At 58.7% G+C, this 25,321-nt stretch carries 24 protein-coding genes and 2 pseudogenes; 14 read left to right on the forward strand and 12 right to left on the reverse strand.

The genetic code is table 11. The features are described from left to right. Nucleotides 1-5 precede the first annotated feature (5 nt). The 5 genes and pseudogenes from ntrX to dusB form a co-directional block, all read right to left on the reverse strand. Nucleotides 6-1,409, reverse strand: coding sequence for a nitrogen assimilation response regulator NtrX (ntrX, locus tag C8029_RS18190; protein WP_152003448.1), 1,404 nt, complete (start codon nt 1,407-1,409; stop codon nt 6-8). A gap of 23 nt (nt 1,410-1,432) precedes the next feature. Next, nucleotides 1,433-3,655 (reverse strand): sensor histidine kinase NtrY-like, encoded by a 2,223-nt coding sequence (locus C8029_RS18195; protein WP_009571242.1) that lies wholly within the window; start codon nt 3,653-3,655, stop codon nt 1,433-1,435. A 177-nt stretch (nt 3,656-3,832) separates the two neighbouring features. Further along, on the reverse strand, nt 3,833-5,209 hold the full coding sequence (locus tag C8029_RS18200; protein ID WP_009571243.1) for a response regulator: 1,377 nt from the start codon (nt 5,207-5,209) through the stop codon (nt 3,833-3,835). Between the two features lie 105 nt (nt 5,210-5,314). Next, nucleotides 5,315-6,397: a two-component system sensor histidine kinase NtrB gene (locus tag C8029_RS18205; protein WP_009571244.1), complete on the reverse strand. Its 1,083-nt coding sequence runs from the start codon at nt 6,395-6,397 to the stop codon at nt 5,315-5,317. Continuing rightward, nucleotides 6,394-7,319: pseudogene (dusB, locus tag C8029_RS18210) on the reverse strand (tRNA dihydrouridine synthase DusB). The gene C8029_RS18205 and the pseudogene dusB overlap by 4 nt, the downstream one beginning before the upstream one ends. Nucleotides 7,320-7,540: 221 nt before the next feature. Between dusB and C8029_RS18215 the strand changes: the two are divergent. From C8029_RS18215 to C8029_RS18230, 4 genes are all read left to right on the forward strand, one after another. Next, nucleotides 7,541-8,734, forward strand: coding sequence for a bifunctional 2-C-methyl-D-erythritol 4-phosphate cytidylyltransferase/2-C-methyl-D-erythritol 2,4-cyclodiphosphate synthase (locus C8029_RS18215; RefSeq protein ID WP_152003449.1), 1,194 nt, complete (start codon nt 7,541-7,543; stop codon nt 8,732-8,734). 15 nt (nt 8,735-8,749) lie between these two features. Continuing rightward, entirely contained in the window at nt 8,750-9,247 is a 498-nt protein-coding gene (locus C8029_RS18220) for a phosphatidylglycerophosphatase A family protein (RefSeq protein WP_009571247.1), read from the forward strand. Then, the gene (locus C8029_RS18225) at nt 9,247-9,780 is read left to right on the forward strand and encodes a CinA family protein (RefSeq protein WP_152003450.1); all 534 of its coding nucleotides are present in this window, start codon (nt 9,247-9,249) and stop codon (nt 9,778-9,780) included. Before C8029_RS18220 ends, C8029_RS18225 begins: the two co-directional genes overlap by 1 nt. Before the next feature lie 130 nt (nt 9,781-9,910). Then, complete coding sequence (locus C8029_RS18230) at nt 9,911-11,089, forward strand: ammonium transporter (protein ID WP_152003451.1); 1,179 nt, start codon at nt 9,911-9,913, stop codon at nt 11,087-11,089. 67 nt (nt 11,090-11,156) lie between these two features. Here C8029_RS18230 and C8029_RS18235 read toward each other — a convergent pair whose 3' ends face one another. Next, nucleotides 11,157-11,603 (reverse strand): type II toxin-antitoxin system RatA family toxin, encoded by a 447-nt coding sequence (locus tag C8029_RS18235; RefSeq protein WP_152003452.1) that lies wholly within the window; start codon nt 11,601-11,603, stop codon nt 11,157-11,159. A gap of 67 nt (nt 11,604-11,670) precedes the next feature. Between C8029_RS18235 and hpt the strand changes: the two genes are divergently transcribed. Next, on the forward strand, nt 11,671-12,234 hold the full coding sequence (gene hpt, locus C8029_RS18240) for a hypoxanthine phosphoribosyltransferase (RefSeq protein WP_009571251.1): 564 nt from the start codon (nt 11,671-11,673) through the stop codon (nt 12,232-12,234). After that, nucleotides 12,231-12,422 carry a hypothetical protein gene (locus tag C8029_RS18245; RefSeq protein WP_009571252.1) on the forward strand — a complete coding sequence of 64 codons (192 nt, stop codon included), beginning with the start codon at nt 12,231-12,233 and terminating at the stop codon, nt 12,420-12,422. The genes hpt and C8029_RS18245 overlap by 4 nt, the downstream gene beginning before the upstream one ends. A 37-nt stretch (nt 12,423-12,459) precedes the next feature. On the opposite strand, the gene C8029_RS18250 is transcribed toward C8029_RS18245, so the two are convergent. From C8029_RS18250 to lipA, 3 genes are all read right to left on the reverse strand, one after another. Further along, nucleotides 12,460-13,335 carry a LysR family transcriptional regulator gene (locus C8029_RS18250; RefSeq protein WP_193217684.1) on the reverse strand — a complete coding sequence of 292 codons (876 nt, stop codon included), beginning with the start codon at nt 13,333-13,335 and terminating at the stop codon, nt 12,460-12,462. A gap of 151 nt (nt 13,336-13,486) precedes the next feature. After that, nucleotides 13,487-14,689 carry a THUMP domain-containing class I SAM-dependent RNA methyltransferase gene (locus C8029_RS18255; RefSeq protein WP_152003454.1) on the reverse strand — a complete coding sequence of 401 codons (1,203 nt, stop codon included), beginning with the start codon at nt 14,687-14,689 and terminating at the stop codon, nt 13,487-13,489. Further along, entirely contained in the window at nt 14,628-15,683 is a 1,056-nt protein-coding gene (gene lipA / locus C8029_RS18260) for a lipoyl synthase (protein WP_152003455.1), read from the reverse strand. The genes C8029_RS18255 and lipA overlap by 62 nt, the downstream gene beginning before the upstream one ends. Before the next feature lie 86 nt (nt 15,684-15,769). Between lipA and C8029_RS18265 the strand changes: the two genes are divergently transcribed. Continuing rightward, the gene (locus tag C8029_RS18265) at nt 15,770-16,318 is read left to right on the forward strand and encodes a peroxiredoxin (protein ID WP_009571256.1); all 549 of its coding nucleotides are present in this window, start codon (nt 15,770-15,772) and stop codon (nt 16,316-16,318) included. A 214-nt stretch (nt 16,319-16,532) separates the two neighbouring features. After that, the gene (locus C8029_RS18270; RefSeq protein ID WP_009571257.1) at nt 16,533-17,117 is read left to right on the forward strand and encodes a DUF4453 domain-containing protein; all 585 of its coding nucleotides are present in this window, start codon (nt 16,533-16,535) and stop codon (nt 17,115-17,117) included. On the opposite strand, the gene C8029_RS18275 is transcribed toward C8029_RS18270, so the two are convergent. Together C8029_RS18275 and C8029_RS23035 are read right to left on the reverse strand one after the other, a co-directional pair. After that, the gene (locus C8029_RS18275; protein WP_353617616.1) at nt 17,114-17,752 is read right to left on the reverse strand and encodes a hydrogen peroxide-inducible genes activator; all 639 of its coding nucleotides are present in this window, start codon (nt 17,750-17,752) and stop codon (nt 17,114-17,116) included. The genes C8029_RS18270 and C8029_RS18275 overlap by 4 nt on opposite strands. Next, the gene (locus C8029_RS23035) at nt 17,749-18,039 is read right to left on the reverse strand and encodes a LysR family transcriptional regulator (protein ID WP_353617617.1); all 291 of its coding nucleotides are present in this window, start codon (nt 18,037-18,039) and stop codon (nt 17,749-17,751) included. Before C8029_RS23035 ends, C8029_RS18275 begins: the two co-directional genes overlap by 4 nt. Nucleotides 18,040-18,157: 118 nt before the next feature. On the opposite strand from C8029_RS23035, the gene C8029_RS18280 reads away from it, so the two are divergent. Beyond that, nucleotides 18,158-19,609, forward strand: a complete 1,452-nt coding sequence (locus C8029_RS18280; RefSeq protein ID WP_152003456.1) for a catalase — start codon at nt 18,158-18,160, stop codon at nt 19,607-19,609. Nucleotides 19,610-19,794: 185 nt separating this feature from the next. Then, nucleotides 19,795-20,118 (forward strand): annotated as a pseudogene (locus C8029_RS18285) (SpoIIAA family protein); the annotation flags it as partial. A gap of 93 nt (nt 20,119-20,211) precedes the next feature. Here C8029_RS18285 and C8029_RS18290 read toward each other — a convergent pair. Continuing rightward, nucleotides 20,212-21,375, reverse strand: coding sequence for a DUF6456 domain-containing protein (locus C8029_RS18290; RefSeq protein WP_009571261.1), 1,164 nt, complete (start codon nt 21,373-21,375; stop codon nt 20,212-20,214). A 355-nt stretch (nt 21,376-21,730) separates the two neighbouring features. On the opposite strand from C8029_RS18290, the gene C8029_RS18295 reads away from it, so the two are divergent. From C8029_RS18295 to C8029_RS18310, 4 genes are all read left to right on the forward strand, one after another. After that, nucleotides 21,731-22,024, forward strand: a complete 294-nt coding sequence (locus C8029_RS18295; RefSeq protein ID WP_040402041.1) for a DUF6477 family protein — start codon at nt 21,731-21,733, stop codon at nt 22,022-22,024. Between the two features lie 223 nt (nt 22,025-22,247). Next, nucleotides 22,248-23,819, forward strand: coding sequence for a glutamine-hydrolyzing GMP synthase (gene guaA, locus C8029_RS18300; RefSeq protein WP_009571263.1), 1,572 nt, complete (start codon nt 22,248-22,250; stop codon nt 23,817-23,819). A gap of 113 nt (nt 23,820-23,932) precedes the next feature. Further along, entirely contained in the window at nt 23,933-24,211 is a 279-nt protein-coding gene (locus C8029_RS18305) for a putative quinol monooxygenase (protein ID WP_040402042.1), read from the forward strand. Further along, nucleotides 24,208-25,104 carry a DMT family transporter gene (locus C8029_RS18310; RefSeq protein WP_009571265.1) on the forward strand — a complete coding sequence of 299 codons (897 nt, stop codon included), beginning with the start codon at nt 24,208-24,210 and terminating at the stop codon, nt 25,102-25,104. Before C8029_RS18305 ends, C8029_RS18310 begins: the two co-directional genes overlap by 4 nt. Nucleotides 25,105-25,321: the final 217 nt, after the last annotated feature.

Here is a 25,321-nt window from a genome sequence, read left to right on the forward strand (position 1 = left end):
GGGCTTCACTCGGCATCTTCAGAGATATAGGCGACGCGCCCGCCCTGTTTGTTGCCGGTCATCACACCCAAGGATTTGAGTTTGCGGTGCAAAGCGGAGCGTTCCATGCCGACAAAGGTCGAGGTGCGGGAGATATTGCCGCCAAAGCGGTTGATTTGCGTCAAAAGATATTCACGCTCAAACAATTCGCGCGCTTCTCGCAGGGGCAAGGTTGCGATGGCGGGCGACAGAATGGCACGCGTGTCATCCTCGTTCGCCCCCTCCTGCGACGGCAATTCTTCGGCCTCGATGTCGCCTGATGCCTCGCCCAGGATCAACACCCGTTCGATCACGTTTTTCAACTGCCGCACATTGCCCGGCCACGTCATGGTTTGCAGCATCGCGGCGGCATCTTCGGAGAGCGCGCGCAGCGGCAGACCCTGGGTACGGTTGAGCATCTCAATGAAATGATTGGCCAGTTCCGGGATGTCCTCGCGGCGTTTTTCCAACGCGGGCACCTCAATCGGCACCACGTTCAGCCGGTGATAGAGCTCTTCGCGGAACGTCCCCGCCGCAATCTCAACCGCCAGATCGCGCGCAGTGGACGAAATCACCCGCAGATCGACAGACACTTTCGCCGTGCCGCCGACGCGGGTAAACCGCTGATCGACCAGCACGCGCAGGATTTTCGATTGGGTGCCAAGCGGCATATCCGCCACCTCGTCGAAATAGATCACCCCGCCATGAGCCTGTTCCAACAAGCCTTTCTCAATTCCACGTTCCGGGCTTTCGCGACCAAACAGCACCTCTTCCATCCGGTCGGGTTCGACCGTGGCCGAGGACACGGTCACAAAGGCTGCGTCCTTGCGGTCGGAATGGGTGTGAATGAACCGCGCCGCCACCTCTTTGCCGACACCCGCAGGCCCGGTCAACATCACCCGCCCGTTCGATTTGGTCACCTTGTCGAGGTTGAGTTTAAGCTGTTTGAACGCCGAGGACACGCCGATCATTTCAACCTCGGCACCCCCGGAGCGTTTGAGCGAGGCGTTTTCACGCCGCAGTCGCGAGGTCTCCATGGCGCGGCCGACAACGACCATCAACTGATCAATATTGAACGGCTTCTCGATGAAATCGTAAGCGCCCTGTTTGATCGCCGCCACGGCGATTTCGATATTGCCATGACCGGAAATGATGATGATCGGCACATCGGGATGTTCGCGTTTGACATGTTTGAGAATGTCGATCCCGTCCATGCCGCTGTCTTTTAGCCAAATGTCGAGCACCATCAGCGAGGGCACCTGATCATTGATCTCTTTGAGACAGTCCTCAGAGTTCGACGCCAAGCGCGTTTCATAGCCTTCGTCGCGCAGAATATCTCCGATCAACTCCCGGATATCGCGTTCGTCATCGACAATCAAAATGTCAGCCATGTGTCACACCCTTTACCTCAACGTTATACTGCAAGCTTTTGTTTTTCATCTACTTCCACCTCTTCAATCAAGGACAGGCGTAATGTCGCCTGCGCCCCGATCTGCCCCGAGGGATCAAGTGGCACACCGTCCGTCAATGTCAGGGTGCCGCCATGTTCCTCGATGATTTTTTTCACAATCGGCAAGCCCAACCCGGTACCCTTTTCGCGTGTCGTCACATAGGGTTCAAACAGGCGGGAGCGATCTTCGGGCAGGCCGATCCCATTGTCGGTGATGGTCACCACCGCCTCTGTGCCGTCGCGCGTCAAGGCCACATGGATATGCGGCGTGTGGCCCTCTGGTATGCCATTTTCGTAAAGACTTTCAATGGCTTCCCCGGCATTTTTAATTAGGTTTGTCAACGCTTGACCAATCATCGTCGCATCCACCTCGGCCCAAGCGGACCGGGGCGTGATCTCGGCGGTGATGGTCACATCAGGCTGGGCGTTTTGTTGCAACAACACGGCGCCTTTGACCAGTTCGACCAGATCATGATCGCGCCGCTCAGGCGTCGGCATCCGGGCGAATTTTGAAAACTCATCAACGATGCGACGCAAATCCCCGGTCTGGCGCACGATCACCGAGGTGTATTGCTCCAAATCGGCGCGGCCCTCTTCGGACAATCCCTTGCCAAATTTGCGCAAAATGCGTTCGGCCGACAATTGGATCGGCGTCAGCGGGTTTTTGATTTCATGCGCGATCCGGCGCGCCACATCGCCCCAAGCGGCCAAACGCTGTGCCGACACAAGATCGGTCACATCGTCAAACACCACCACATAGCCCTCCAGCAATCCGTTCACATCGCGCCGCGTGGCGATGCGCACCAACAGGCTCTCCTGTGCGCCGGAGCGGATCAACCGGATTTCCTCTTGCACCACTTCGCGGGCCTGACTGCGCAGCGCGTCAAACAGCGGGCCAAACTCCGGCACCACCACGGCAAGCGCCTCGCCCGTCACATCGCGCTCCCCCACGGACAAAAGTGCGTGCGCCGACCGGTTGGACAGGGTCACCCGCCCCTCGGCGTCCAGCCCCATCACCCCCGCCGTCACCGATGAGAGCACCGAGTCAAACAGGCGGCGGCGGCGGTCAATCTGTTCGTTGCGGTCCAAAAGTTCGTTGCGCTGGATGTTGAGCTGGCCGGTCATTTGGTTGAACACCTGACCCAGCGTGGCGATTTCATCATCGCCATCCTCGACCAGAACCCGCACCGACAAATCGCCCTCGCCGACCTGTTTCGCCGCCCCGGCCAGCCGTCCGATCGGGCGCGCCAGACGTTCGGCAAACCACAGGCCAAGCCAAGTGGCGGCCAAGATCAAAATGATCGCAAACCCCAGATATAAAAGGCCAAATTCAAACAAAAGCCGCCCGCGCTCGCTTTCCAACTGATTGTAGAGCGCGATGGAATCCTGGGTATCATCAAGCAGGTTGAGGATTTTGCCATCGACATCGCGGGTGACATAAAGATAGCGATCCGAAAAGCCCGCAAGGCGCTGCAAGGCGCGGCTTTCGTTGCGGTCCCAATCGTCAATAAGCACCAGTTCGCCGGTTTCAGCCCGGCGCAAATCCGCCTCTGAGGGCTGTTCATAATCAAACAGATAGGAGCGTTCGCCGCGCGCCCGGATGTCGCCCGCGCGATCAATCACATAGGCCTCACGCAAGCCGCGTTGGATCAGCCCCTGGCCCTGATTGAGCACCTGACGCAGCGCGCCATCGGGCAGGATTGTCATGGACCGACGGCGCTCGATGATGAAATTGGCCAGCGCCCGCGTGTCTTCGGCCAGGCCGTCGTGATGCTCTGCCTCATAGGCTTTGGCGGCCTCCAACGAGGAGCCGACCACATTGCGCACCCGATCCGAAAACCAGCCCTCAAGGCCGAAATTCACCGTCACCACGGCAAAAATCGCCACGGTGATGGTCGGGATCAGGGCAAGGAGAACAAAGACGCCAGAGAGGCGCAGGTGCAGCCGCGAGCCTTCGGAATGGGCGCGGCGTGCGGCAATGACCCGAGCGATGCGTTGGGCAACAAGCCCCGCCACCACAAGGACATAGACCACATCGGCCAAAAGCACGACGCGCAGCGACCCCGATGCGGGGCCGTGATCCAACGGGCCAAGCACCAAAAAGGTCGAGATTGCCAGGATCGGCCCCAACACAAACACCGCGACAGTCGCGGCGTTTTGCAACCGACGCAGGCGTCGCAGGCGCATGAGCCTGTTCCAGCTTTGCTTGCCGATTGTCTGTGCCAAAGCCCACCTCGTACTGGTCCACCGGAGCGCCTTGGCCCGGTGATCCGGTGCCGAAAACGCCCCCTCACACCGTGGCACCAAGGACGCAGCAGCGTGATATTCCTGTCACTGCGCCCAAATCACCACGGATGTGCCTATTTACATCAGTTTGCGGCGGCGTGTCACCTGAATATCGAGGTCGTTGATCTTTTTTCTCAAGGTATTGCGGTTGATGCCAAGCAAGTCGGCACATTTGGCCTGATTTCCGCCGACGGAATCGAGCGCAATTTCGATCAAAGGCCCTTCGACCTCCTTCAAAATGCGCTGATACAGACCCGGTGAGGGCAAAACCCCGCCATGCAGGTCGAAGTAGCGGCGCAAATGCTTGGCCACAGACGACGACAGCTTTTCGCCCTCGCCCCCGCCCTGCAATGGCTCCATCGCGGGCTGATTGCCCAGCACCAATTCGACTTCGGTGCGGGTGATTTCCTCTTCGGGGGCGGTCACGATCAGCCGCCGAATGGTGTTTTCCAACTGACGCACGTTGCCGGGCCAACTGTAGGCGCGCACAAGTTCGAGCGCCTCATTGGTAAAACGGCGCGCCGCCATGCCATCGCGCTCGGCCTTGCCCAAAAAGAAATCGGCCAAAAGCGGAATATCGTCGACCCGTTCGCGCAGCGAGGGCACCGAAATCGTCACCCCGCCCAAACGGTAAAACAGATCCTGACGGAAGGCGCCGTTTTCCATTTTCGCGCCCAGATCGGCCTGAGACGTGGCCATGATCCGCGGCGCATTGTCGGTGAAACTGTCGAGCATCCGCACGATCCGCGCTTGCGCGTCCTCGTCCAGATCGCCGACCTCATCAAACAGGATAGACCCGTTTTTGGCGCGCGAAATCACCGTCGCCGGGCCTTCCATCGTCGCCAGATCAGAGGCAGAGACCACCACAAACGGCAGGCTGCGACGATCGGAAAAATCATGAATGGCGCGTGCGATCAGGGATTTGCCCGTCCCGCTTTCGCCGGTGATCAGCACCGGAAGATCGGTATTCATCACCCGCGCGACCAAGCGATAGAGCGTCTGCATCGCGGGCGTGCGCCCCACCAACGGTAGGTCTTCCTGCACCGTTTCCGAAGGCGCTTTGGCGGTCGAGGGCGCCGGATTGGCGCGGCGTTTGACCTCCAACGCTTTTGCCGCCCGTTTCATCAAATCCGGCAAATCAAACGGTTTGGGCAGGTAATCAAAGGCCTCCGCTTCGGCGGCCTGAATTGCGGTCATGATGGTGTTTTGCGCCGAAATCACGATCACCGGCAGGCCGGGACGCAGTTCCGCGATGCGCGGCAGGGCCTCAAGCCCATTGCCATCGGGCATGATCACATCGGAAATCACCAGATCGCCTTTGCCCTCTTCCACCCAGCGCATCAGCGTCACCAATGATGAGGTCGCATGGACTTTACACCCGGCGCGGGTCAGCGCCTGGGTCAAAACCGTGCGGATTGTGCGGTCGTCATCCGCGACGAGGATCGTACCATCCATTATCGTTCTCCTTGTCCGTCTCGCGTTGGGATCAGGTCAGTAACGTCCCGATCCGCGCTCTGCCCCTTTTGAACGGGGATTTTCACACTTATATGACGTCCCTCCTTATCCATCGGCGCGTTCATCACGCGGCGCGACGGGGAGAGAAATCCGAAACACTGTTTTGCCGGGCACGGAGTCCACGGAAATCCAACCTTCATGGTCGGAAATAATCTTTGAGACCAATGCAAGGCCAAGCCCGGTGCCATTTTCACGTCCCGAGACGAAAGGTTCAAAAATATCGGCGGCAATCTCCGGCGGCAGGCCGGGGCCATCATCAATAATCTCGACCTGAAGCGGCAGGGCCGCCCCCGAGCCATCCTTGCGACGCAGCCGCAGCGACAGGTCATAGAAGGTGCGCAAACGGATCGTCCCACCGGATTTTCCCGCAGCTTCTGATGCATTTTTGAACAGATTCAGGAAAATCTGCAACAATTGATCGCCATCGACATAGGTCGGCGGCAGCGAGGGATCGAATTCCTCGACGAATTTCATCGAGGCGGCGTAGGACAGCTCGGCGGATTTACGGGCACGGTCCAACAGGTCATGGATGTTGATCGGACGCTTTTCGGGTGGGCGCAGATTGCCGAATTGTTCGACCTGCTCCAACAAGGCGACGATCCGACGGCTTTCGGCGACGATCAAATCGGTGAGTTCCAAATCTTCGGGGCTCAGGCTCATCGACAAAAGCTGGGCCGCGCCGGTGATCCCCGCCAACGGGTTCTTGATCTCATGCGCCAACATTTCCGCCATGCCAATGGCAGAGCGCGCCGAGGTTTTGACCTGATGCGATCGCCCCAGACGATCGGCGATCTGGCGCGGCTCCATCAACAGGATGAGCCAGTTCTCGACGCCTTGTAGTGGCGCGATTTGGATATTGCATTGCACCGGGGCGGCGTTGCCCCCCGAGACATCGACATTGTTGATGAACATCGGCGAGCTGTCGCGACGAACACGCGAAAAGGCTTCTTCCAGCGGCGCATCAATGGCCAATTTATCAAACACCGGCACGTTTTTGAGCGATTTGGCCGAGGCGTTGAGGAACAACTCGGCGCTCGAATTGATCTCAACAATCTGATCGGCCTCGTTGATCATCAGCGCCGGTACGGGCAGCGAGGGCCAGAGCGTGTCAAAACGCGCATCACTCATGCGGCAAGTCCTTCTGTGCAAAACGCGTCAGGCAAAAGGTCCAACACGGCCTTGGGCGCTTTTGCGGTCAAGATCCGCCGCCGCAACTTATCCATCGTGCCCGCCTCATCCATGTACCATCCCAAATGTTTGCGCATCACCCGGCCACCCAGCTCGGTGCCGTAAAGCCCAGACCCGCCTCGTAATGTCCCGCCACCAGATCGGCCAAATCACCGCCCGCAGGTGCGATGGGTGCGGGGGCGCCGGTCAGATTGGCGGCGACTTGCGCCAAAAGCCAAGGCCGCCCCTGCGCACCGCGTCCAATCATCACGCCGTCGGCCCCCGAGGCCACAAGCGCGCGACGCGCGGCGTCGGTGGAAATAATGTCGCCATTGGCGATCACCGGGATGCTGACCGCGTCTTTGACGGCGCGGATCGCGGCCCAATCGGCCTGACCTTTGTAGAGCTGACAGCGGGTGCGGCCATGGATGGTGATCATCGCGATCCCCGCCGCCTCGGCGCGGCGCGCCAGTTCGGGGGCGTTGCGCAGCGCGTCATCCCAACCCAGCCGGGTTTTCAACGTCACCGGGATCGACACGGCCGCCACGACCGCCTCGATCAAGCTCAGAGCATGGTCCAGATCGCGCATCAGGGCCGAGCCGGAATACCCCGAGACCACGCGTTTCGCCGGGCAGCCCATATTGATGTCGATGAGTCTCGCGCCGTTGGCTTCGACCATTTTGGCGGCCTCAGACATCCAATGCGCCTCACGCCCGGCCAATTGCACGGCGGTGTTGTCGACGCCAAAACCCAACTCGGCCTTTTCGCGCGACCCGGCGCGGGCGTTGACCATATCGTGAGAGGCCACCATTTCAGACACCACAAGCCCCGCCCCAAAGGAGGCGACAAGCGCGCGGAACGGCAGGTCGGTGATTCCGGCCATTGGGGCCAGAAACACCGGCGGATCGAGGGTGAGGTGCGCCAAACGAACGGGCAAGCGATTAATCCTTGTGCATTTCAAACAGGGGTAGCGCTCACTTATGCGAGTCGCAAAGGAATGAGGGCAAAAAAGGTGCGAAAACAGGCCGACGCACAAAATTTAATCGATCTGACGGTGAAAACAGCGCCATTGCAAGGCTGCGCGTCACCGATTATCCCATCCGCATGACAAAAGGACTTCCAAAACGCGCCGCTTTGATCGTCGCGGCCGGACGTGGCACCCGCGCGGGCGGAGCTTTGCCCAAACAATGGCAACCGCTCGGCCAAGTTCGGGTGATTGATCATGCCGTGGCGGCGTTTCGCGATCTGGTCGATGTGATCATGGTGGTGCATCACCCGGACGATCTGGTCCTGGCACAAACCCTTGAAAAGGTGGACCTTGTGCCGGGGGCCGCCCGCCGATCCGACTCGGTCAAGGCCGGGCTGACGGCGCTGAACGGTCAGGGCGTGGATCAGGTGTTGATCCATGACGCAGCGCGCGCGCTGGTGCCCCGTGAGGTGATCCAAGCGGTGATCGCGGCGCTCGACAGCGGATCGGGCGCGGCGCCGGCCTTGGCAGTCACCGACGCGCTTTGGCTCGGCGCAAAGAATGAGAGCGGCACGATTGTCGAAGGCACACAGGATCGCACCGGATTGTTTCGCGCCCAAACGCCGCAAGGCTTTGCCTTTGACGCCATCCTGCACGCGCATCAGGCGCACAGTGGCGAGGCCGCCGACGATGTCGAAGTGGCGCGCAAGGCCGGGATGGACGTGACGATCACGCAAGGCTCCGAAGACAATTTTAAAATCACCCATCCCGAAGATTTCGCCCGCGCAGAACGGCTTTTGGCCGCGCGCGAGGCGGCACATCGGGCGGGACAGAAGGAGACGCAGGGCATGGAATTTCGGCTTGGCAATGGCTATGATGTGCACAGGTTTGGCGAGGGCAACCATGTGTGGCTCTGCGGTGTGAAAGTGCCGCATGGTAGGAGCCTTCAGGGCCATTCGGACGCCGATGTGGGGATGCACGCCCTGACGGATGCGATTTACGGTGCATTGGCGGAGGGCGACATTGGTCAACATTTTCCGCCAACTGATCCGCAATGGAAAGGCGCCGAGAGCCATATTTTCCTGCGCCATGCAATCAAACTTGCGCGCGACAAGGGCTATGAGATGATGAATTGCGATGTCACTCTGGTCTGTGAACGCCCTAAGGTTGGGCCACATGCGCAAGCGATGCGGCGGGCCTTGGCCGAGATTATGGACATCGCGATGGATAAAGTGTCTGTCAAAGCCACCACGTCGGAGCGGCTCGGGTTCACCGGGCGCGAAGAAGGCATTGCCGCACTGGCAACAGCCGCATTGATGACACAGCGCTGATCAAGGATCGTTGAGATGAAACCCATTGCAGAACTGATCGCCACCCTCGCCCGTGTTGGGTATATGACCCCTGCCCCCGGAACTTGGGGTTCTGCCGCGGCTGTGCCACTGTTTTGGGCGCTGGATCTGGCGCTTGGCGTGCCCGGCGTGATCATCGGCATCGTCGTCGCCTTTGTCGCCGGGCTGTGGGCCACCGGCGTGATGACCAAGGGGGCGGAAAACCACGACCCCTCCGAAATCGTCATCGACGAGCTGGTCGGCCAATGGATTGCCCTGTTGCCAGTCGCGATTGGCTCGGCCATGGCAGGCGCGCCTTCAACCGCGCTTTGGCCCGCCTGGCCCACGGCGTTTTTGGCCTTTCGCCTGTTCGATATTTGGAAACCCTGGATCATTGGCAAGGCGGACCGCCGTGGCGATGCTTTGGGTGTGATGTTGGACGATGTGATCGCCGGCGTCTTTGCCGCGATTGTGGTTGTGGCCTTTGCTGGCGTCTATCACGGGATCATCATGTGATGACAGTCGAACTCGCGACAGAGGTCTTGGCTTTGGCGCGGGCGCAAGGTGTGACCATCGCCACCGCCGAAAGCTGCACCGGCGGGTTGATCATCGGCGCGCTGACCGAGATCGCCGGATCTTCCGACGTGGTGGACCGTGGGTTCATCACCTATTCCAACGCCGCCAAGATCGAAATGCTGGGCATCCTCCCCGCCACATTGGACGCCCATGGCGCGGTGTCCGAACAGATCGCGCGCGAGATGGCCGAGGGCGCTTTGACGCGTGGGGGCGTGGGGCTTGCGATCGCGGTGACGGGCATCGCCGGACCGGGCGGATCGGAGCACAAACCCGAGGGGCGGGTGTGCTTTGGACTGGCGCAAACGGGACAGGTGTGCCGCGTTGAGACGGTCGAATTTGGCGCTTTGGGGCGCTCGAATGTGCGCGCGGCGACCGTCGCACATGCGCTGAACCTGCTCAAAACGGCTTTGGCGCACCCCACCCTGGCTGATATTCCTTTTTCGATTATTTTTTATGCTCACACTTATTTTTAAGAATGTTTTTTAGACTTTTTGTATTTTGCTCTATTTTTAATCCCTAATAATCCACAATTGCCCTTTTTTAACCTCCGCCAAAGACGCTTTACGCGCCACTAAGCGTAAATTTTGACCTTAGGAGGGGAATATGGTCGGAGCGGATACAGCGTGGATTCTTGTCGCCACGGCACTTGTCTTATTCATGTCATTGCCGGGGTTGGCACTGTTCTACGGCGGGCTGGTGCGGGCGCGCAATGTGTTGAGCGTGTTCATGCATGTCTATGCCATCGCCTGTTTGATGAGCCTGCTCTGGCTCGCGGTCGGCTATTCCATCGCCTTTGGCGAGGGCAACGGCTACTGGGGCGGTTTGGGCAAAATCTTCCTCTTCGGCATTGACGCCAACACCGTAAAAGGCACCCTGCCCGAGGTGTTGTTTTTCGCCTTTCAAATGACCTTTGCCATCATCACCCCGGCGTTGATTGTCGGGGCTTATGTCGAACGGATTTCCTTTGGCTTCGTGCTGACCTTTTCCGGGCTTTGGATGCTGTTGTGCTACGCGCCAGTGGCCCATTGGATTTGGGGCGGTGGCTTCATGTCCGATGGCGGGATTTTCGGTGCCACGGGCACGCGCGATTTTGCCGGCGGGATCGTGGTGCATGAAACCGCGGGTTTGGCGGCGCTGATCATCGCGGTGATGCTGGGTCGTCGCAAGGTGGACAATAAGCCGCCGCACAACCCAGGATATGTGATGATCGGGGCGGCGATGCTTTGGGTCGGCTGGTTTGGCTTCAATGGTGGGTCGCAATTGGCCGCCGATGGCGGGGCTGCAATGGCGATCACCGTGACGCATATTTCAGCGGCCGCCGCGTCGATGACCTGGGCGTTTTGGGAGCGGATCAAATATGGCAAAGCCTCGCTTGTGGGCATCGTCACCGGCACCATCGCCGGACTGGCCTCGATCACCCCGGCCTCGGGCTATGTCACCCCGGTGGAGGCGCTGTTGATTGGCGCAATCGCGGGCATTCTCTGTCAGGAGATGGTCAATCTGATCCGCGGCAAATTGCGGATCGACGACACGCTGGATGTGTTCGCGGTCCATGGCGTTGGCGGGATTTTTGGCACGATCATGATCGCCGCTTTTGGTGCGGGCACCTGGATGGCGCAGCTTGGTGCCTTGGTGATTGTCGGCCTGTTCACCACTATTGTGACCGTGACATTGGTCTATGTCACCAAGGTTTTGGTTGGCTTTCGGGTCGATGCGGAGACGGAACACGCAGGGCTTGACCTCGCGCAACATGGGGAAAGCGCCTACGACCACAATTCGTGAGGGACACGGTATAAAACAGCAAAGGCGGGGTTTCTCCCGCCTTTTTCACCTCTCAAAGCTGAAAAACTTATTTATAGAGCTCTGCCGCACGGCGTTCAAAGGCCCGCACGATCCGTTGCATCGCATCATTGAACACCATGCCAATGATCCCCTGCAAAATCGCATTTTTGAACTCGAAATCGACGAAAAACTCGACGTCACAGCCGCCGTCTTCGGCATCCTGAAAGCTCCACCAGCTTTTCATGTACCGAAACGGCCCGTCGAGATATTCGGTGTCGATCTTTTTCTGAGCGGGGAACAGCGTGACCCGCGAGCCGAATTTCTCGCGGAACACTTTGAACGAAATCACCAGATCGGCCAGCATCACCTCGTGATCGCCCACGCTCGTGCGCGAACGGATGCGCGCGGCGGCGTTCCACGGCAAAAACTTTGGATAGCTCTCAACGTCTGCGACAAGCGCATACATTTGATCGGCGCTATAGGGGAGATGTTTTGTTTCTTGGTGCGTCGGCATGGTCACTGGTTTTCTGTGTCGTCCCTCGGTATGTCTATGCCTGAGGCACAAAATGCAAGGGGTTAGCATGTCGCAACGGCCATATCACATCGACGTCATGATTTCGGCCAAGGCCATTGCCGCGCGGATCGAAGAACTCGCCCGCCTCATTCGCGACGAGTATAAGGACACTGACAAATTGGTGGTTGTCGGCTTGTTGCGCGGCTCATTTGTGTTCATCGCCGATCTGGTGCGCGAATTGGAGATGAATGTGGAGGTCGATTTTCTCGAAGCCTCCTCCTATGGCAATGCGACCGAAAGTTCCCGCGAAGTCAAAATCTTAAAGGATTTGCGCGGGGCGATTGAAGGGCGTGACGTGTTGGTGGTTGAGGACATCGTCGACACCGGCCACACGCTGACGGCGGTGTTGGAGCTGTTGCGCTCGCGCCATCCGCGCAAGTTGGAAACCATTGCCCTTTTGGACAAACCGGCGCGGCGCGAAGTGCCGCTGAAAGCGACATGGACCGGGTTTGAAATCCCCGATGCCTTTGTCGTCGGCTACGGCATTGACTTCGCCCAAGCCAACCGTAACCTGCCCTATATCGGCACGGTTGTGTTTGACGATGAGGGCACTGCGGAGGCATCCGCGTGAGCCAATTGCGCTGGCTGCTGCGCGCCAAACGCTGGGCGCAGAACCCGCCGTCAAAGTCGCGGGTAAAGTTTGTGTTCGCGATCATCGCGGTCTGTGTTGCGCTTTACGGCGTTGAGAAACTGGTTGGACTGCCCGACTGGATGCAGGTCAATGGCGCGAGCAAGATCAAAGTCCGGCCCGTGCCCTGAGCCGCGCGCACCCAGATCCCCCCACCCTGAACATGGATCAACGGCCTCCCAAAAGCTGCTCCTGCTCGGCCTCAAGCGCTGTTGAAATCCGCGCACGGGCCAAGCGCAGCCGGGGCGCATCGGCCAGATCGGCGTGCGAGGCGACATAAATCGGCACTGGCGGCACCTCAAGCACCGGCTCCACCTGCACCAGACCCGCCGACCCATTGCCCAAAAACGCAGGCAACATCACCCGCCCCAATCCGGCCTCAGCCAAAGATTGCAGCGACAGGAAACTGTCGGCGGCGGCGGTAAAGGTGGTTTTGCGCCGCTCCAACGCCTCGCGCAGCTTTTGCGCGACGGGCGAACGTCCGATGGCCCCGGTCAACCCCAACCAGTGATCGGCAGGCACATCGGGTGAGGCGGCATAAAAGCCAAAGGCCATTTGCGCGGCCATATCGCCAACCAGATCGTCAGGCAATTTATAGGTCGGGCGCACGGTGACATCGGCATGAAGCCGCGACAGATCAAGGTGGGCGTTGTTCGACAAAAGCTCAAAGGACAAATCCCTTTCGCGCTGCGACAGACGTGCCAAAAGCGGCGGCAGGATTTTGTAGCAAAACGAGTCGGTCGAGGTGACGCGGATCACCCCCGCCAAAGGCGCTTCTCCCGCACGCGCCAACCGTTCGACCGCGTTGACCGCAGTTTCGACCTCGCGCGCGGCTTCAATCAGGCGCAGATTTTCCGGCGAGATGTCATATCCGCGCACGGATTTTTCAAACAATTCAACACCAAGACGCGCTTCAATCGCGGCCACCCGGCGCAACACTGTGGCGTGATTGACACCTAAATGCCGCGCCGCGCCTGAAACGGAGCCAGTGCGCGCGACGGCCAAAACAAAGCGAAAATCATCCCAATTTGGCCTTTGCATCATCTGACACCTTCTCTCCCTGTGATGCTTTATTTTAACATGGGTGCGTGCAGGGGTGCTTTGAGGGAAATCACATAACGCACATTTTGCACAAGGCAAACGCCCCATACCCTGATCTCGTGCCCTGATCTCGTGCCCTGATCTCGCGTCCAGATCACCCCAATGCGGCGCTTTGATACAACCGGACTTTGAGACCACCATGGGCGATGGGGGCTTGGGGCGGCAACCAAGGGAGCGTGGTGGCCTGTGCCAATTGATCATCAGAGGTGATCATGCCGACGCGCCAGCCGGAAAACCGGTCCTTCATCACCTCGCCAAAGGCAGAATAGAGCGCGAACAGGTCCTTTTTCTTGCCGATCCGCGCGCCGTAGGGCGGGTTGACGATGACAAGGCCCGGCGCGCCCTCGGGGCGGGTGATCTCGGACACAGGCACAGGCTGAAAGGTACACATATCGGCCACGCCCGCGCGCTCGGCATTCTCGTTCGCCATGCGCACAACATTCACATTGCGATCAGAACCGTAAAACTGCAAAGCGCTCTCATGATTTTGCCAATCCGCTTTGATGTTTTGCACCCGCGCCGGATCATAGGTGGCGAGGTGTTCAAAGGCAAAGTGGCGGGCGCGTCCGGCCATCACGTGCCGCGCGATTTCCGCCGCCTCAATCACAAAAGTGCCGGACCCACACATCGGGTCAAGCACCGGCTCCGTGCCATCATAGCCACAGGCGCGCAAACACAGCGCCGCCATGGTTTCGCGCATTGGCGCTTTGCCCATGGCCTGTTTGTGACCGCGTTTGTGCAGACCCTCGCCGGAGGTATCAACGGAAAGCTGAATATTGTTGTCGTCGAACCGGGCTTTGATCACCAGATCGGCATCGTCCAAGCCTTCGGCAATCTTGACGCCAAATTCCTCGGCAATGGCGCGTTCAAACCGCTCGACCGCCGCCCCGGCGTGATAGATTTTGGACTTTTTGTTGGTGGTGACTTCGACCTTGAGGGAGAGGCCCCCGGTCAACACGCCCTGCCCCAAAATCTCGTCCCACGGGAATTTGCGCGCACGTTTGTCGAGTTGCGCCAAATGAAAGGCGCGAAATTCGCCAAACCGCGCCAAGACTTTCGACGCACCACGCAGGGTCAGGTTGGCCCGCCAGACATCGTGCCATGTGCCCTGAATCGTCACCCCGCCCGGCGAGAGCACGGGCGCGCAAAACCCCGCCTGCTGCACCTCAGCCATAAGCATCGGCTCCAGCCCCGGCGGGGCGGTGAGGAAAATCTCAAATGTCGGGTCGGTCACGTCAGGCCCGGCCGAGCTTTTGCAAACGGTTGTCGCGCAGGCGGGCAAAATCGTCGCCCGCATGATAGGACGAGCGCGTCAGCGGCGTGGCCGAAACCATCAAGAACCCTTTGCCATAAGCGGTCTTTTCATAGGCTTTGAATTCGTCCGGGGTGACAAACCGATCGACGGCATGGTGTTTTGGCGTCGGCTGAAGGTATTGGCCGATGGTCAAAAAGTCGATGTCGGCGGCGCGCATGTCGTCCATCACCTGATGCACCGATTGGCGGTCCTCGCCCAGACCCACCATGATGCCGGATTTGGTGAACATCGTCGGATCGAGCTCTTTGACCCGCTGAAGCAGGCGCAGCGAGTGGAAATAGCGCGCGCCCGGACGCACGGTTGGGTAGAGGCCCGGCACCGTCTCAAGATTGTGGTTGAACACGTCGGGCTTGGCGGCCACGACGGTTTCCAACACCGCATCGGAACATTTCAAAAAGTCCGGCGTGAGAATTTCGATCGTAGTGTCAGGCGCACGGTGACGGATGGCGCGGATGGTTTGGGCGAAATGCTCTGCCCCGCCGTCTTCCAAATCATCGCGGTCCACCGAGGTGATCACCACATGTTTGAGGCCGAGTTTTTGTACCGCATCGGCGACACGGCCCGGTTCAAACACATCAAGCGCGTCCGGGCGGCCCGTGGCGACGTTACAAAAGGTACAGCCGCGGGTGCAAATTTCGCCCATGATCATCATCGTGGCGTGGCCTTGCGACCAGCATTCGCCAGCGTTCGGACAGCCCGCCTCTTCGCAGACCGTCACCAGCTTATGCTCGCGCATGATGCGATGCGTTTCTTTATAGCCCGCCGAGGTCGGTGCCTTGACCCGAATCCAATCCGGCTTTTTCGGCTGGGCATTGTCAGCCCGATGCGCCTTTTCAGGGTGGCGTTGGTCGGGAATCTTGAGATCACGCATGGCAGGGCCTTTCTCCGTTTGGACCATGATATAGGCAGTCTGCCCGCAAATGTCTCGCGAAAACCACGCCATTTGCTTGTGCAGCATTTTTCGCCGCACCCGCATTGAAGCGTGCTTTAGAATCGCTCTAAAAGGGCTGCGATAGAAGACTGCGTCCCGCTTTCACGGGACACCCAAACAGGAGTTGACCGATGAAAGCCGGATATAAACTGCCCGAAGTAACCTTTCACACCCGCGTGCGCGACGACAGCATTGGTGGCGACAACCCGTTCAAATGGGAAGACAAAACCACCGCCGATTACTTTGCGGGCAAACGCGTTGTGTTGTTCTCCCTGCCGGGCGCCTTCACCCCGACCTGCTCGACCTACCAGTTGCCGGGGTTCGAGAATGGCTTTGCCGATTTCCAGGCCGAAGGCATCGACGCGATCTACTGCATGTCCGTCAATGACAGCTTTGTCATGAACAAATGGGCGCAATCTCAAGAGCTTAAAAATGTCAAAGTCATCCCCGATGGCTCCGGCGAATTCACCCGCCGCATGGGCATGTTGGTGCGCAAAGACAACTTGGGCTTTGGCCTGCGCTCCTGGCGCTATGCCGCTGTCGTCAACGACGGCGTCATCGAAGCCTGGTTCGAAGAGCCCGGCCTGTGCGACAACCACGGCGAAGACCCCTACGGCGTCTCCTCTCCAGAAACCGTGCTGTCCTACCTCAAAGAAGCGAAAGCCGAAGCCGTCGCATAAGACCGTCGAACACGTCTTGGAAAGGCCCGTGGGACAGCCTCCCGCGGGCCTTTTGCATGTGCGGCATAACGACAGATGGCGAAACATTTGCATAGCGGGACTTCGCGAGACGCATGGCGAATATCGGGTTTTGGGCTTTGATCACGACTTGTTTAGAAAAAGCCTCTAAACTGCCGACATCTGATGATTTAAGACCTCCCATTGAAGGCTCCCCATGCGCGCCCTTTTGCTTTTCTGTCTCACATTTCTCCCCTTCGCCCTGCCCTCTGGCCCCGCCCATGCCGGGACCTGTGAGGATTTGTGGTATAGTCGAAATTGGATCATGGACCGGGCGGGCTATTGCTTTGGTACGCCACTGGGCCAGACCTATTTTGACAATTCCGATTGCACTGGCAAAAACGTGTCGCTGACATCTCGGGACGCAGAGCGCGTGGCGGAACTGCGGGAAATCGAACAATATCAAGGCTGTACACTCAACACGCAAAGCACCTATCTCGCCCTTGATGACATCCAATTCCGCAGGCTTTTGGTCGAGCAACCGACGCTCTTTCCAGAGGGCGAAGGCTTCCTTTGCATGGGCTATACTGGCTATGGGGTGTCGCTTTTGGCCGGACCAGAGTCGAACAGTGGTGTCATAAGCGCGCTTGAACCCGGCGATTGGTATCGCACCCGGCACGATGACATCGGCGCCTGGACCTATATCATCGTCACAGCCCCGCACTCTGAGCGCGTCAAAGCGGCGGGCTGGGCAATGTTTGCACCAGACAGCTACATGCAATGTCTGGCGGCAGCCGGTTAACCGCGCCGCCGCGCCTCCTCCATCAACTCGCTGCCCGCCTCAGACAAAAGGGCGGCCAGATCCGTGAACCATGTTTTGGCCTCCGTCGAATGCCGCCGCACCAAAGCGATGGTGCGTTGAGGTTGCGGTTCGGGAAAGCGCAAGACCGTCATGTCGGGGCTGGCCGCCTGTTCGGAACACAGGGCGATTTCAGGCACGAAGGTCAGGCCGAACCCCTGCGCCACCAATCCGCACAGCGTCGACAAAGAAGACGCGCCCAAATCAACGGTTTGGCGCGCACGCGTCAGGCCGCAGACATCCAAGGCCTGATCCGCCAAACAATGGCCCTCGTCCAACAGCAAAAGCGCATCCGGCGGCAGATCGGTTGGGCGCGGCGGGGCAATCGGCGCGCTGAGCGCGTCAATCCGCGACTTTGACCCCGCCAAAAGGAAATAATCGGTAAACAGCGGCTCCGCCATCACCCCCGCCACATCATAGGGCAACGCGATCACCGCCGCATCCAACTGGCCGTTGATCACCGCCGTCAAAAGATCGGCAGTCTGGGCCTCGCGCACCCGCAGATCGAGATCAAGCGCGGCGGCTTTGATCCGGGTCAGCGCGCGCGGCAAAAGATAGGGCGCAATCGTCGGGATCACCCCAAGCTCAACCGCCCGTTCAGCCCTTTGGATTGGCGAATCTCGGCTTCCAGATCGCGGGTCATCGCCAAAATCTTCTGTGCCCGCTCCAACACCACCTGTCCCGCCCGCGTCAAACGAATGTCGCGTGGCAGCCGCTCGACCAACTGCGCACCCAGATTCAGCTCCATCTCTTTGATTTGCTGGGACAAGGCCGGTTGCGTGACATGCACGCGCTCGGCCGCGGCGGAAAAGCTGCGGGTGTCGGCCAAGGCAACGAAATAGGTCATTTGTCTGAGCGTCAGCATGGCAAGCCTTTCTATAATTTAAACTAATACTCAATCATAAAAAGTACAATTTCATTTAATTCATATCTCGTGACACACTCGCCGCAAGAGACAGACCCACATGAAGGAAAAGACAAGCATGACCACCCGTTTGACCACCTCCGCCGGCGCGCCGGTGTCGCATAATGACACGTCCAAAACCGCGGGTCCGCGCGGGCCCGTGATGCTTGACGATTACCAATTGATCGAAAAACTGGCGCATCAAAACCGCGAACGCATCCCCGAGCGCGTGGTTCATGCCAAGGGCTGGGGCGCGCAGGGCACTTTCACCGTCACCCATGACATCACGCAATATACCTGCGCCGACATCTTTTCCAAGGTTGGCAACAGCTGTGACATCCTTTCGCGCTGGTCCACCGTGGCGGGCGAATTGGGCGCGGCGGATGCCGAACGCGATGTGCGCGGGTTCTCGGTGAAATTCTACACGGATGAGGGCAATTGGGACGTCGTTGGCAACAACACTCCGGTGTTTTTCATCCGCGACGGGTTCAAATTCCCCGACTTCATCCGCACCCAAAAACGCCACCCGAAAACCAACCTGCGTTCTCCCGAGGCGATGTTTGATTTCTGGGCCGCGCAGCCCGAGTCGGTGCACCAAGTCACCATCCTGATGTCCGATCGCGGCATCCCGGTGAACCCGATGCACATGCACGGCTACGGCTCGCACACCTATTCAATGTGGAATAAAAATGGCGAGCGGGTCTGGGTCAAATTCCATTTCCGTACCCAGCAAGGGATCAAAAACCACAGCTCTGAAGCGGCCGAAACCCTGATCGGCAAGACCCGCGAGAGCTATCAGGAGGATTTGTTTGCCGCAATTGAGGCCCGAAATTTCCCGAAATGGGAACTCAACATTCAGGTCATGCCCGAAGCAAAGGCCGAAACGGTGGAGTTCAACCCGTTCGATCTGACCAAAGTCTGGCCGCATGATCAATTCCCGTTGATCCCCGTGGGCATGTTGGAGTTCAACAAGAACCCCGACAACTATTTCCAAATGGTTGAAAACGCGGCCTATTCTCCGTCCAACAAGGTTCCGGGCATCGGTTTTAGCCCCGACAAAATGTTGCAAGCGCGCGTTTTTGCCTATGCCGACGCGCACCGCTATCGCCTTGGCACCCATTACGAGGCCCTGCCCGCCAATGCGCCGAAATGCCCGGTGCATCACTATCACAAAGACGGTGCGATGAATTTCATGGGGCCAAGCACCGGGCATGTTGATGCCTATTACGAGCCGAACCAATACGCCGAGAGTGCCAAGCCGGATGTGAGCGTGGCCGAACCGCCGCTGAAAATCTCAGGCGATGCGGATAAATATGTGCAAGAGGATGCGGATGCCGATTACGTCCAGCCCCGCGCCCTTTATGCCGATGTGATGCAGGCGGATGAGCGCGCTCGGTTGCACGCCAATATGGCGGGCGCGATGGCGCCTTGCTCAATGCCTGTGCGCGAGCGGTGGCTGGCGGTTTTGGGCCGGGTTCACCCGGAGTATGAGGCAGGCGTTCGGGCGGAATTGGCCAGGCTCGACGCCTGAACCGCCGCACAGGCCTGACATGAAGCTTGAAAGGGTCGGACAGAGTCCGGCCCTTTATTTTTGCGAAAAGATGCCCATCTAAAAGGAATGAACAGGACAGACTGACCAGAAAAGGACAGTACCATGATCCGCATAGACACGCTGAACGACACTGCCCTCGCTGTGACCCTTGAGGGCAACATCACCAGGACGATATCAAGGTCGTCGAGACCGCGCTTGAACCCATGTTGCAACGGCCTGCGCCCTATGGGTTGATGGTGGATTTGACGGGATTTTCCGATTTCACGGCGGGCGCTTTATTTGAAGATTTTCGCTATGAGATGTCCTTGATCCGTCGCTGGAACGAGTTTCATCATATGTCCATCGTCACCGACCGCAACTGGGTTGGCACTTGGGTCGGGATGATACAGCCGCTGTTTCCCAAAATCGAAATCAAGCTTTTTGGCCCCGACCAACGCGCCGAAGCGCGGGCTTTTGCCGCCAGTGTGACCTCTGCGCCTGTCACCTAAAACATTGGGCATCAAAAGAAACGCGCCATTGGCGCGTTTCTGTGTTTTCGCGTGATTGGCTAAATCGCTCCACTGGAGCGATTTTAACGCCAATCACCCAATCAGATTTGAATAGCCCGCATCGTCATAGTGCTTTTTGAGCCGCTGAAGTGCGATACGCAGCACGATTTTGCCCGAACGCGCCGACCAGCCCATGCGCTTTTCGGCCTGCTCCATCCCTTCCAGATAACAACAACAACGTAGCGCAACATCGCCAAGCCCCGGCCCAAGATCGGCCAAAGCTGCGGCCACGCGAGCCTTGGCGGACTCGGGGCCAAAGCCCTTGGAATCGCCGGAAAATTCTCCGCGCCCGCCCCCCGTAAGGAAGCGATCCCAATTCTGCGCCACACGCGGCCCCATTTGCGCAAGCTCAAAATCCTCGCGCAACCGCTCAGCGGCCGCCACCAGATCAGGCGGTAAAAACGCTTCGCCGCCCTTGTCGCGCCGCCGCGACAAGACCATCACCGGGCTTTCAGCCGCGTTATAGCGAATGCGTTTGGGCCTGTCGTCCGCGAGCGTCGGCTCATCGCGAAACGCCCAATCGCGGTGTTGATCGCCAAATTTCATCGGCGCTTCGGCAAAACCGGCCCGCGCGCTTTCGTCTTCGGCCAAAAACCGGCGCAACGCGGCGCGGCCCGCGGCGGTGATCGTGTAGCGGGTGATTTTACCCTTGGCCTGCGCCGTGATCCAATCCTTGAGCGCCATTGCCTGAGCAATCGGTCGATCCAGGACCGCGGTGCGTGTGGTGCGCCCATCCGGCAGGTCGCGCACCACCACGGCCTTTTCCATATCTTTCGCCACAGCCAGACAAGCCCCCGGCTCGGACAAGCGCCGCAGGATGCGCCGCGCTTCGCGGGCAATGGTGGCGTCATCTGGCGGGGTCTGCCCGTCTGCGTGATCGAACGGCGTTTGGTCTGTCATCGTGTCCATGTCCTTCGCTGGGGGCTTAGGGCAACCTGCGCCATGAAACGGAACTGTGTCTTTCGGAGTGAGACGGCTGAGGGTGGTCAAGGCTTCATCGATCAACGGGTCGTCGCGTTTTTGTTCCACTTTGCGCACCTGACGCATCACGGTTGAGGGGGCACAGCCGCCCTTTCGGGCCAATTCACGAATGGTGTCGCCCGTCTCTGTATGCGCAAGATATCGTTGCGCCTCCTGAGGCACCCATTTCGGTAAGGGTCGCCCCTGTGCAGATGGATATTTCCCGTTGTCCAACATTGTTCCCCCAAGTTCACTCTTCAGCATTGTTTCTATTTTAGACACAGTCAGATTGGGAGCCTTCACCAATCCACAGGATATCCACTGGCTTTGCACAGATTATCCCACAAATTACCCCGAATCTGACCACAACCATGAGTTGCATTGGTTACCTAAACGTTAATTGTTTCCTGTTTTGATATTATCGTTTCCAACTCATAAACAACCGAGCAAAGGACCGTTCGCATTGCGGAAACAATGCGCAACACACGTTTAGGTTGTGCCAGAGTGAGGAAGAACCGTGATGCCGGGGCCGCATGTCCAACACAGACATCCCTCAAAAGCGCGGGCATTCATGCAACAGGAGACCATGATCATGAACGATGTCACAACCCTGCTCAACACGCTGCGCCGCCCTCGCCTTTTGATCCGCGCCGCCCGCTTTGGTCTCAATGATTACAACCGAAACCGCGACCTGAAACGGGTCATGCGCACCGCCAATGCCCCGTCGCCAGCGCGCGCCGTGTCCTCTTTGATCGAGGAAGAGGCCAAGATCGAAGAGACCCGCCGCTCGGGCGACGCCGCCTATAATGTGACACGCCATGTCGAAGTGTTGATCGCGCTCTTGGGCGAGGCCCGGCTTTTGCCGCGCGAACAAACCGCCGCCTGAACCTGATTTGAGCGCCCCGCCCGGGCGCCAATGCCCCCCGTTTCCGCCATCTCTGTTTTAAAATTCACAGGGGCCGAAACGGGGGGCTCTTTTGTGTAAAATGATCCGCGCACCACAGCAAAGTTCCGCAAGCTGCAAAATCCACACGCATTCCATGTCGATTGGGCACATATGGCGGGAATCCATCTTGCCACAGAGGCGGAGCTGCGGGTAAAGGCATGTCATGACTCAAGTGATCCATGACCGCCTCCTCATCATCGACTTTGGCTCTCAGGTGACGCAGCTCATTGCGCGTCGTCTGCGTGAGTTGAATGTCTTTTGCGAAATTCACCCCTATCAAAACGTCACCGAGGCGTTGCTGAAAGAGATTGCGCCGAAAGCGATCATCTTTTCCGGCGGCCCGGATTCGGTGATGCGCGAGGGCAGCCCGCGGCCGCCGAAAGCGGCCTATGATCTGGGTGTACCGATTTTGGGCATTTGCTATGGCCAGCAGGTGATGATGCATGACCTGGGCGGCCGGGTCGAAGCGGGCGAACATGCGACCGCCGAATTTGGCCGCGCCTATGTGACGCCGACCGAGACCCGCCCGGAGTTTTTGAACGGCTGGTTCATGGATGGCACGGGCAAAGAACAAGTCTGGATGTCGCATGGCGATCACGTCGCCGAAATAGCCCCCGGCTTTGAAGTCTTCGGCACCTCCCCCGGCGCGCCTTTTGCGATCACCGCCGATCTTGAGCGAAACTTCTACGCGGTGCAGTTCCATCCCGAAGTGCATCACACGCCGAATGGCGCGACGATTTATGAGAATTTCGTGCGGCTTGCGGGCTTTACCGGCGACTGGACCATGGGCGCCTACCGTGAGGAAATGATTGCGAAAATCCGTGAACAGGTGGGCGACAATCATGTGATTTGCGGTCTGTCCGGTGGTGTTGACAGTTCGGTCACCGCGATTCTGTTGCACGAAGCCATTGGCGAGCAACTGACCTGTGTATTCGTCGATCACGGGTTGCTACGCCTCAACGAGGCCGAGCAAGTCGTCAAAATGTTCCGCGACAATTACAATATCAAACTGATCCATGCCGATGAGTCTGACCTGTTCTTGGGCGAGCTGGAGGGCGTTTCCGACCCTGAAACCAAGCGCAAGATCATCGGCAAGCTGTTCATCGACGTGTTCCAAAAATACGCCAATGAGATCAAGGACGCGAAATTCTTGGCCCAGGGCACGCTTTACCCCGATGTGATCGAATCTGTGTCCTTCTCGGGCGGCCCCTCTGTGACGATCAAATCGCACCACAATGTCGGCGGTCTGCCGGAAAAAATGGGGCTGAAACTGGTCGAACCGCTGCGTGCCTTGTTCAAAGACGAGGTGCGCGCGCTGGGGCATGAGCTGGGCCTTCCGGCCTCCTTCATCGGTCGCCATCCCTTCCCCGGTCCGGGCCTTGCGATCCGCTGCCCCGGTGAAATCACCCGCGAAAAACTGGCAATTCTGCAAAAAGCCGATGCGGTTTACATCGACCAGATCCGCAAACACGGGCTCTATGACGAGATTTGGCAGGCTTTCGCCGCAATCTTGCCGATGCGCACCGTCGGCGTGATGGGCGACGGGCGGACCTATGATTTCGCGCTCGCCTTGCGCGCCGTGACCTCGGTCGATGGCATGACGGCGGATTACTATCCGTTCAGCCATGATTTCCTGGGCGAAACCTCGACCCGGATCATCAACGAAGTCAAAGGCATCAACCGCGTGTTTTATGACTGCACCTCGAAGCCGCCGGGCACGATCGAATTGGAATAAGCCCCCGCAGGCACGCGATAAAATCACAAAGGCGCTCTTTGGGGCGCCTTTTCTTTTGCCAAGCCGCCTCAAGGGCGGGTATTGCACTGGGGATCAACTGGGAGGGGACGATTTTGGCAAAAGTCATGCTGACAGGAACGATGCGCTGTAAGCCGCATGAGGTCGACAGTGTCGTGGCGCTTTTGCCCCGGCACCACCGTCTGAGCGAGGCCGAACCGGGGTGTTTGTCCTTTGAGCTTTGGCAGGACGAATTGGACCCGTGTTGTTTTCATGTCAGCGAAGTGTTTCGCAGCGAGGCCGATTTTGCCGCCCACCAAGACCGCACCCACAGCTCAGATTGGGGCCGCGTCACCCAACATATGACCCGAGATTTCAATAAGAGAGTGCTATGACCAACGCGCAAACGCACCCGATCCGCGCCGCCTTTTGGATGATGGGCGCGGTGTTCGGGTTTTCCTCCATGGCCGTGGCCGGGCGCATGGTGTCGGCCAACCTCGATACCTTTGAAATTCTGGGCTATCGCTCTCTGTTCGGCCTGATGATCGTACTGCCCGTCGCGATATTTCAGGGCCGCCTGTCCGAACTCAGACCGCGGTCTTTGCCGCTCCACATCGGTCGAAATCTGGGCCATTTTGCCGGTCAAAACCTTTGGCTCTTTGCCCTGACATTGATCCCATTGGCGCAGCTTTTCGCGCTGGAATTCTCCTATCCCATTCTCGTGGGCTTAGGTGCCACCGTGTTTTTGGGCGAAAAAATGACCCCGACCCGCGCCTTGGCAGCACTGATGGGCTTTGCCGGCATCCTGATCGTGGCCCGTCCATTTGGCGCGGACGGTCTGTCCATCGGCCTGTTCGCCGCCATGGCCTGTGCCCTTGGATTTGCCACCTCGGCCCTGTTCACCAAACAACTCACCCGCACCGCAAACGTGTCGATTCTTGCCATCATGTTCTGGATGGTGACGCTGCAACTTTTGTTTGGATTTGTCTGCGCCATGATGGACGGCTCCGCCGCTTGGCTCACGCTCACAGACCTGCCTTGGGTCATCTGGATCGCTCTGGCCGGGCTTGGCGCGCATTTTTGCCTGACCAAAGCGCTCAGCCTCGCCCCCGCCTCCATCGTCACGCCAATAGACTTTCTGCGCCTGCCTGTGATCGGCGTGGTCGGGATGCTGCTCTATGGGGAAAGCCTTGATATTTTTGTTTTTATCGGCGCAGGCATCATTTTTGTCGCCAATTACATCAACATCCTCTCCGAGTCCCGTCGCACAGCGACATGGCTCGCGTGATCACGCTGTTGCAGCGCCGCAAGGGGTCATTTTAAAACTATGACGCGGCGTCAGAATTGCTTGAAATTTCGCACAGGCTTAGGCTGAAATCACAACATGTGCGGCAAATCGCGCAACGACTTCACAAAACAGTGACAACACCACTGAACCACCACAGAACCACCAGATCGACAAAATAAAACCGTGTCGGCACCACTACATAAAGGAAACGCGCCCA

Source organism: Roseobacter sp. TSBP12 (assembly GCF_009129705.1).
Taxonomy (GTDB): domain Bacteria; phylum Pseudomonadota; class Alphaproteobacteria; order Rhodobacterales; family Rhodobacteraceae; genus Celeribacter; species Celeribacter baekdonensis_A.

Coding starts and splice junctions, on each gene's coding strand:
- ntrX (WP_152003448.1), bottom strand. CDS start 1,409: ATGGCTGACATTTTGATTGTCGATGACGAACGCGATATCCGGGAGTTG.
- C8029_RS18195 (WP_009571242.1), bottom strand. CDS start 3,655: ATGCGCCTGCGACGCCTGCGTCGGTTGCAAAACGCCGCGACTGTCGCG.
- C8029_RS18200 (WP_009571243.1), bottom strand. CDS start 5,209: ATGGATGGTACGATCCTCGTCGCGGATGACGACCGCACAATCCGCACG.
- C8029_RS18205 (WP_009571244.1), bottom strand. CDS start 6,397: ATGAGTGATGCGCGTTTTGACACGCTCTGGCCCTCGCTGCCCGTACCG.
- C8029_RS18215 (WP_152003449.1), top strand. CDS start 7,541: ATGACAAAAGGACTTCCAAAACGCGCCGCTTTGATCGTCGCGGCCGGA.
- C8029_RS18220 (WP_009571247.1), top strand. CDS start 8,750: ATGAAACCCATTGCAGAACTGATCGCCACCCTCGCCCGTGTTGGGTAT.
- C8029_RS18225 (WP_152003450.1), top strand. CDS start 9,247: ATGACAGTCGAACTCGCGACAGAGGTCTTGGCTTTGGCGCGGGCGCAA.
- C8029_RS18230 (WP_152003451.1), top strand. CDS start 9,911: ATGGTCGGAGCGGATACAGCGTGGATTCTTGTCGCCACGGCACTTGTC.
- C8029_RS18235 (WP_152003452.1), bottom strand. CDS start 11,603: ATGCCGACGCACCAAGAAACAAAACATCTCCCCTATAGCGCCGATCAA.
- hpt (WP_009571251.1), top strand. CDS start 11,671: ATGTCGCAACGGCCATATCACATCGACGTCATGATTTCGGCCAAGGCC.
- C8029_RS18250 (WP_193217684.1), bottom strand. CDS start 13,335: ATGATGCAAAGGCCAAATTGGGATGATTTTCGCTTTGTTTTGGCCGTC.
- C8029_RS18255 (WP_152003454.1), bottom strand. CDS start 14,689: ATGCGGGCGACGATTTTGCCCGCCTGCGCGACAACCGTTTGCAAAAGC.
- lipA (WP_152003455.1), bottom strand. CDS start 15,683: ATGCGGGTGCGGCGAAAAATGCTGCACAAGCAAATGGCGTGGTTTTCG.
- C8029_RS18265 (WP_009571256.1), top strand. CDS start 15,770: ATGAAAGCCGGATATAAACTGCCCGAAGTAACCTTTCACACCCGCGTG.
- C8029_RS18270 (WP_009571257.1), top strand. CDS start 16,533: ATGCGCGCCCTTTTGCTTTTCTGTCTCACATTTCTCCCCTTCGCCCTG.
- C8029_RS23035 (WP_353617617.1), bottom strand. CDS start 18,039: ATGCTGACGCTCAGACAAATGACCTATTTCGTTGCCTTGGCCGACACC.
- C8029_RS18280 (WP_152003456.1), top strand. CDS start 18,158: ATGACCACCCGTTTGACCACCTCCGCCGGCGCGCCGGTGTCGCATAAT.
- C8029_RS18290 (WP_009571261.1), bottom strand. CDS start 21,375: ATGTTGGACAACGGGAAATATCCATCTGCACAGGGGCGACCCTTACCG.
- C8029_RS18295 (WP_040402041.1), top strand. CDS start 21,731: ATGAACGATGTCACAACCCTGCTCAACACGCTGCGCCGCCCTCGCCTT.
- guaA (WP_009571263.1), top strand. CDS start 22,248: ATGACTCAAGTGATCCATGACCGCCTCCTCATCATCGACTTTGGCTCT.
- C8029_RS18310 (WP_009571265.1), top strand. CDS start 24,208: ATGACCAACGCGCAAACGCACCCGATCCGCGCCGCCTTTTGGATGATG.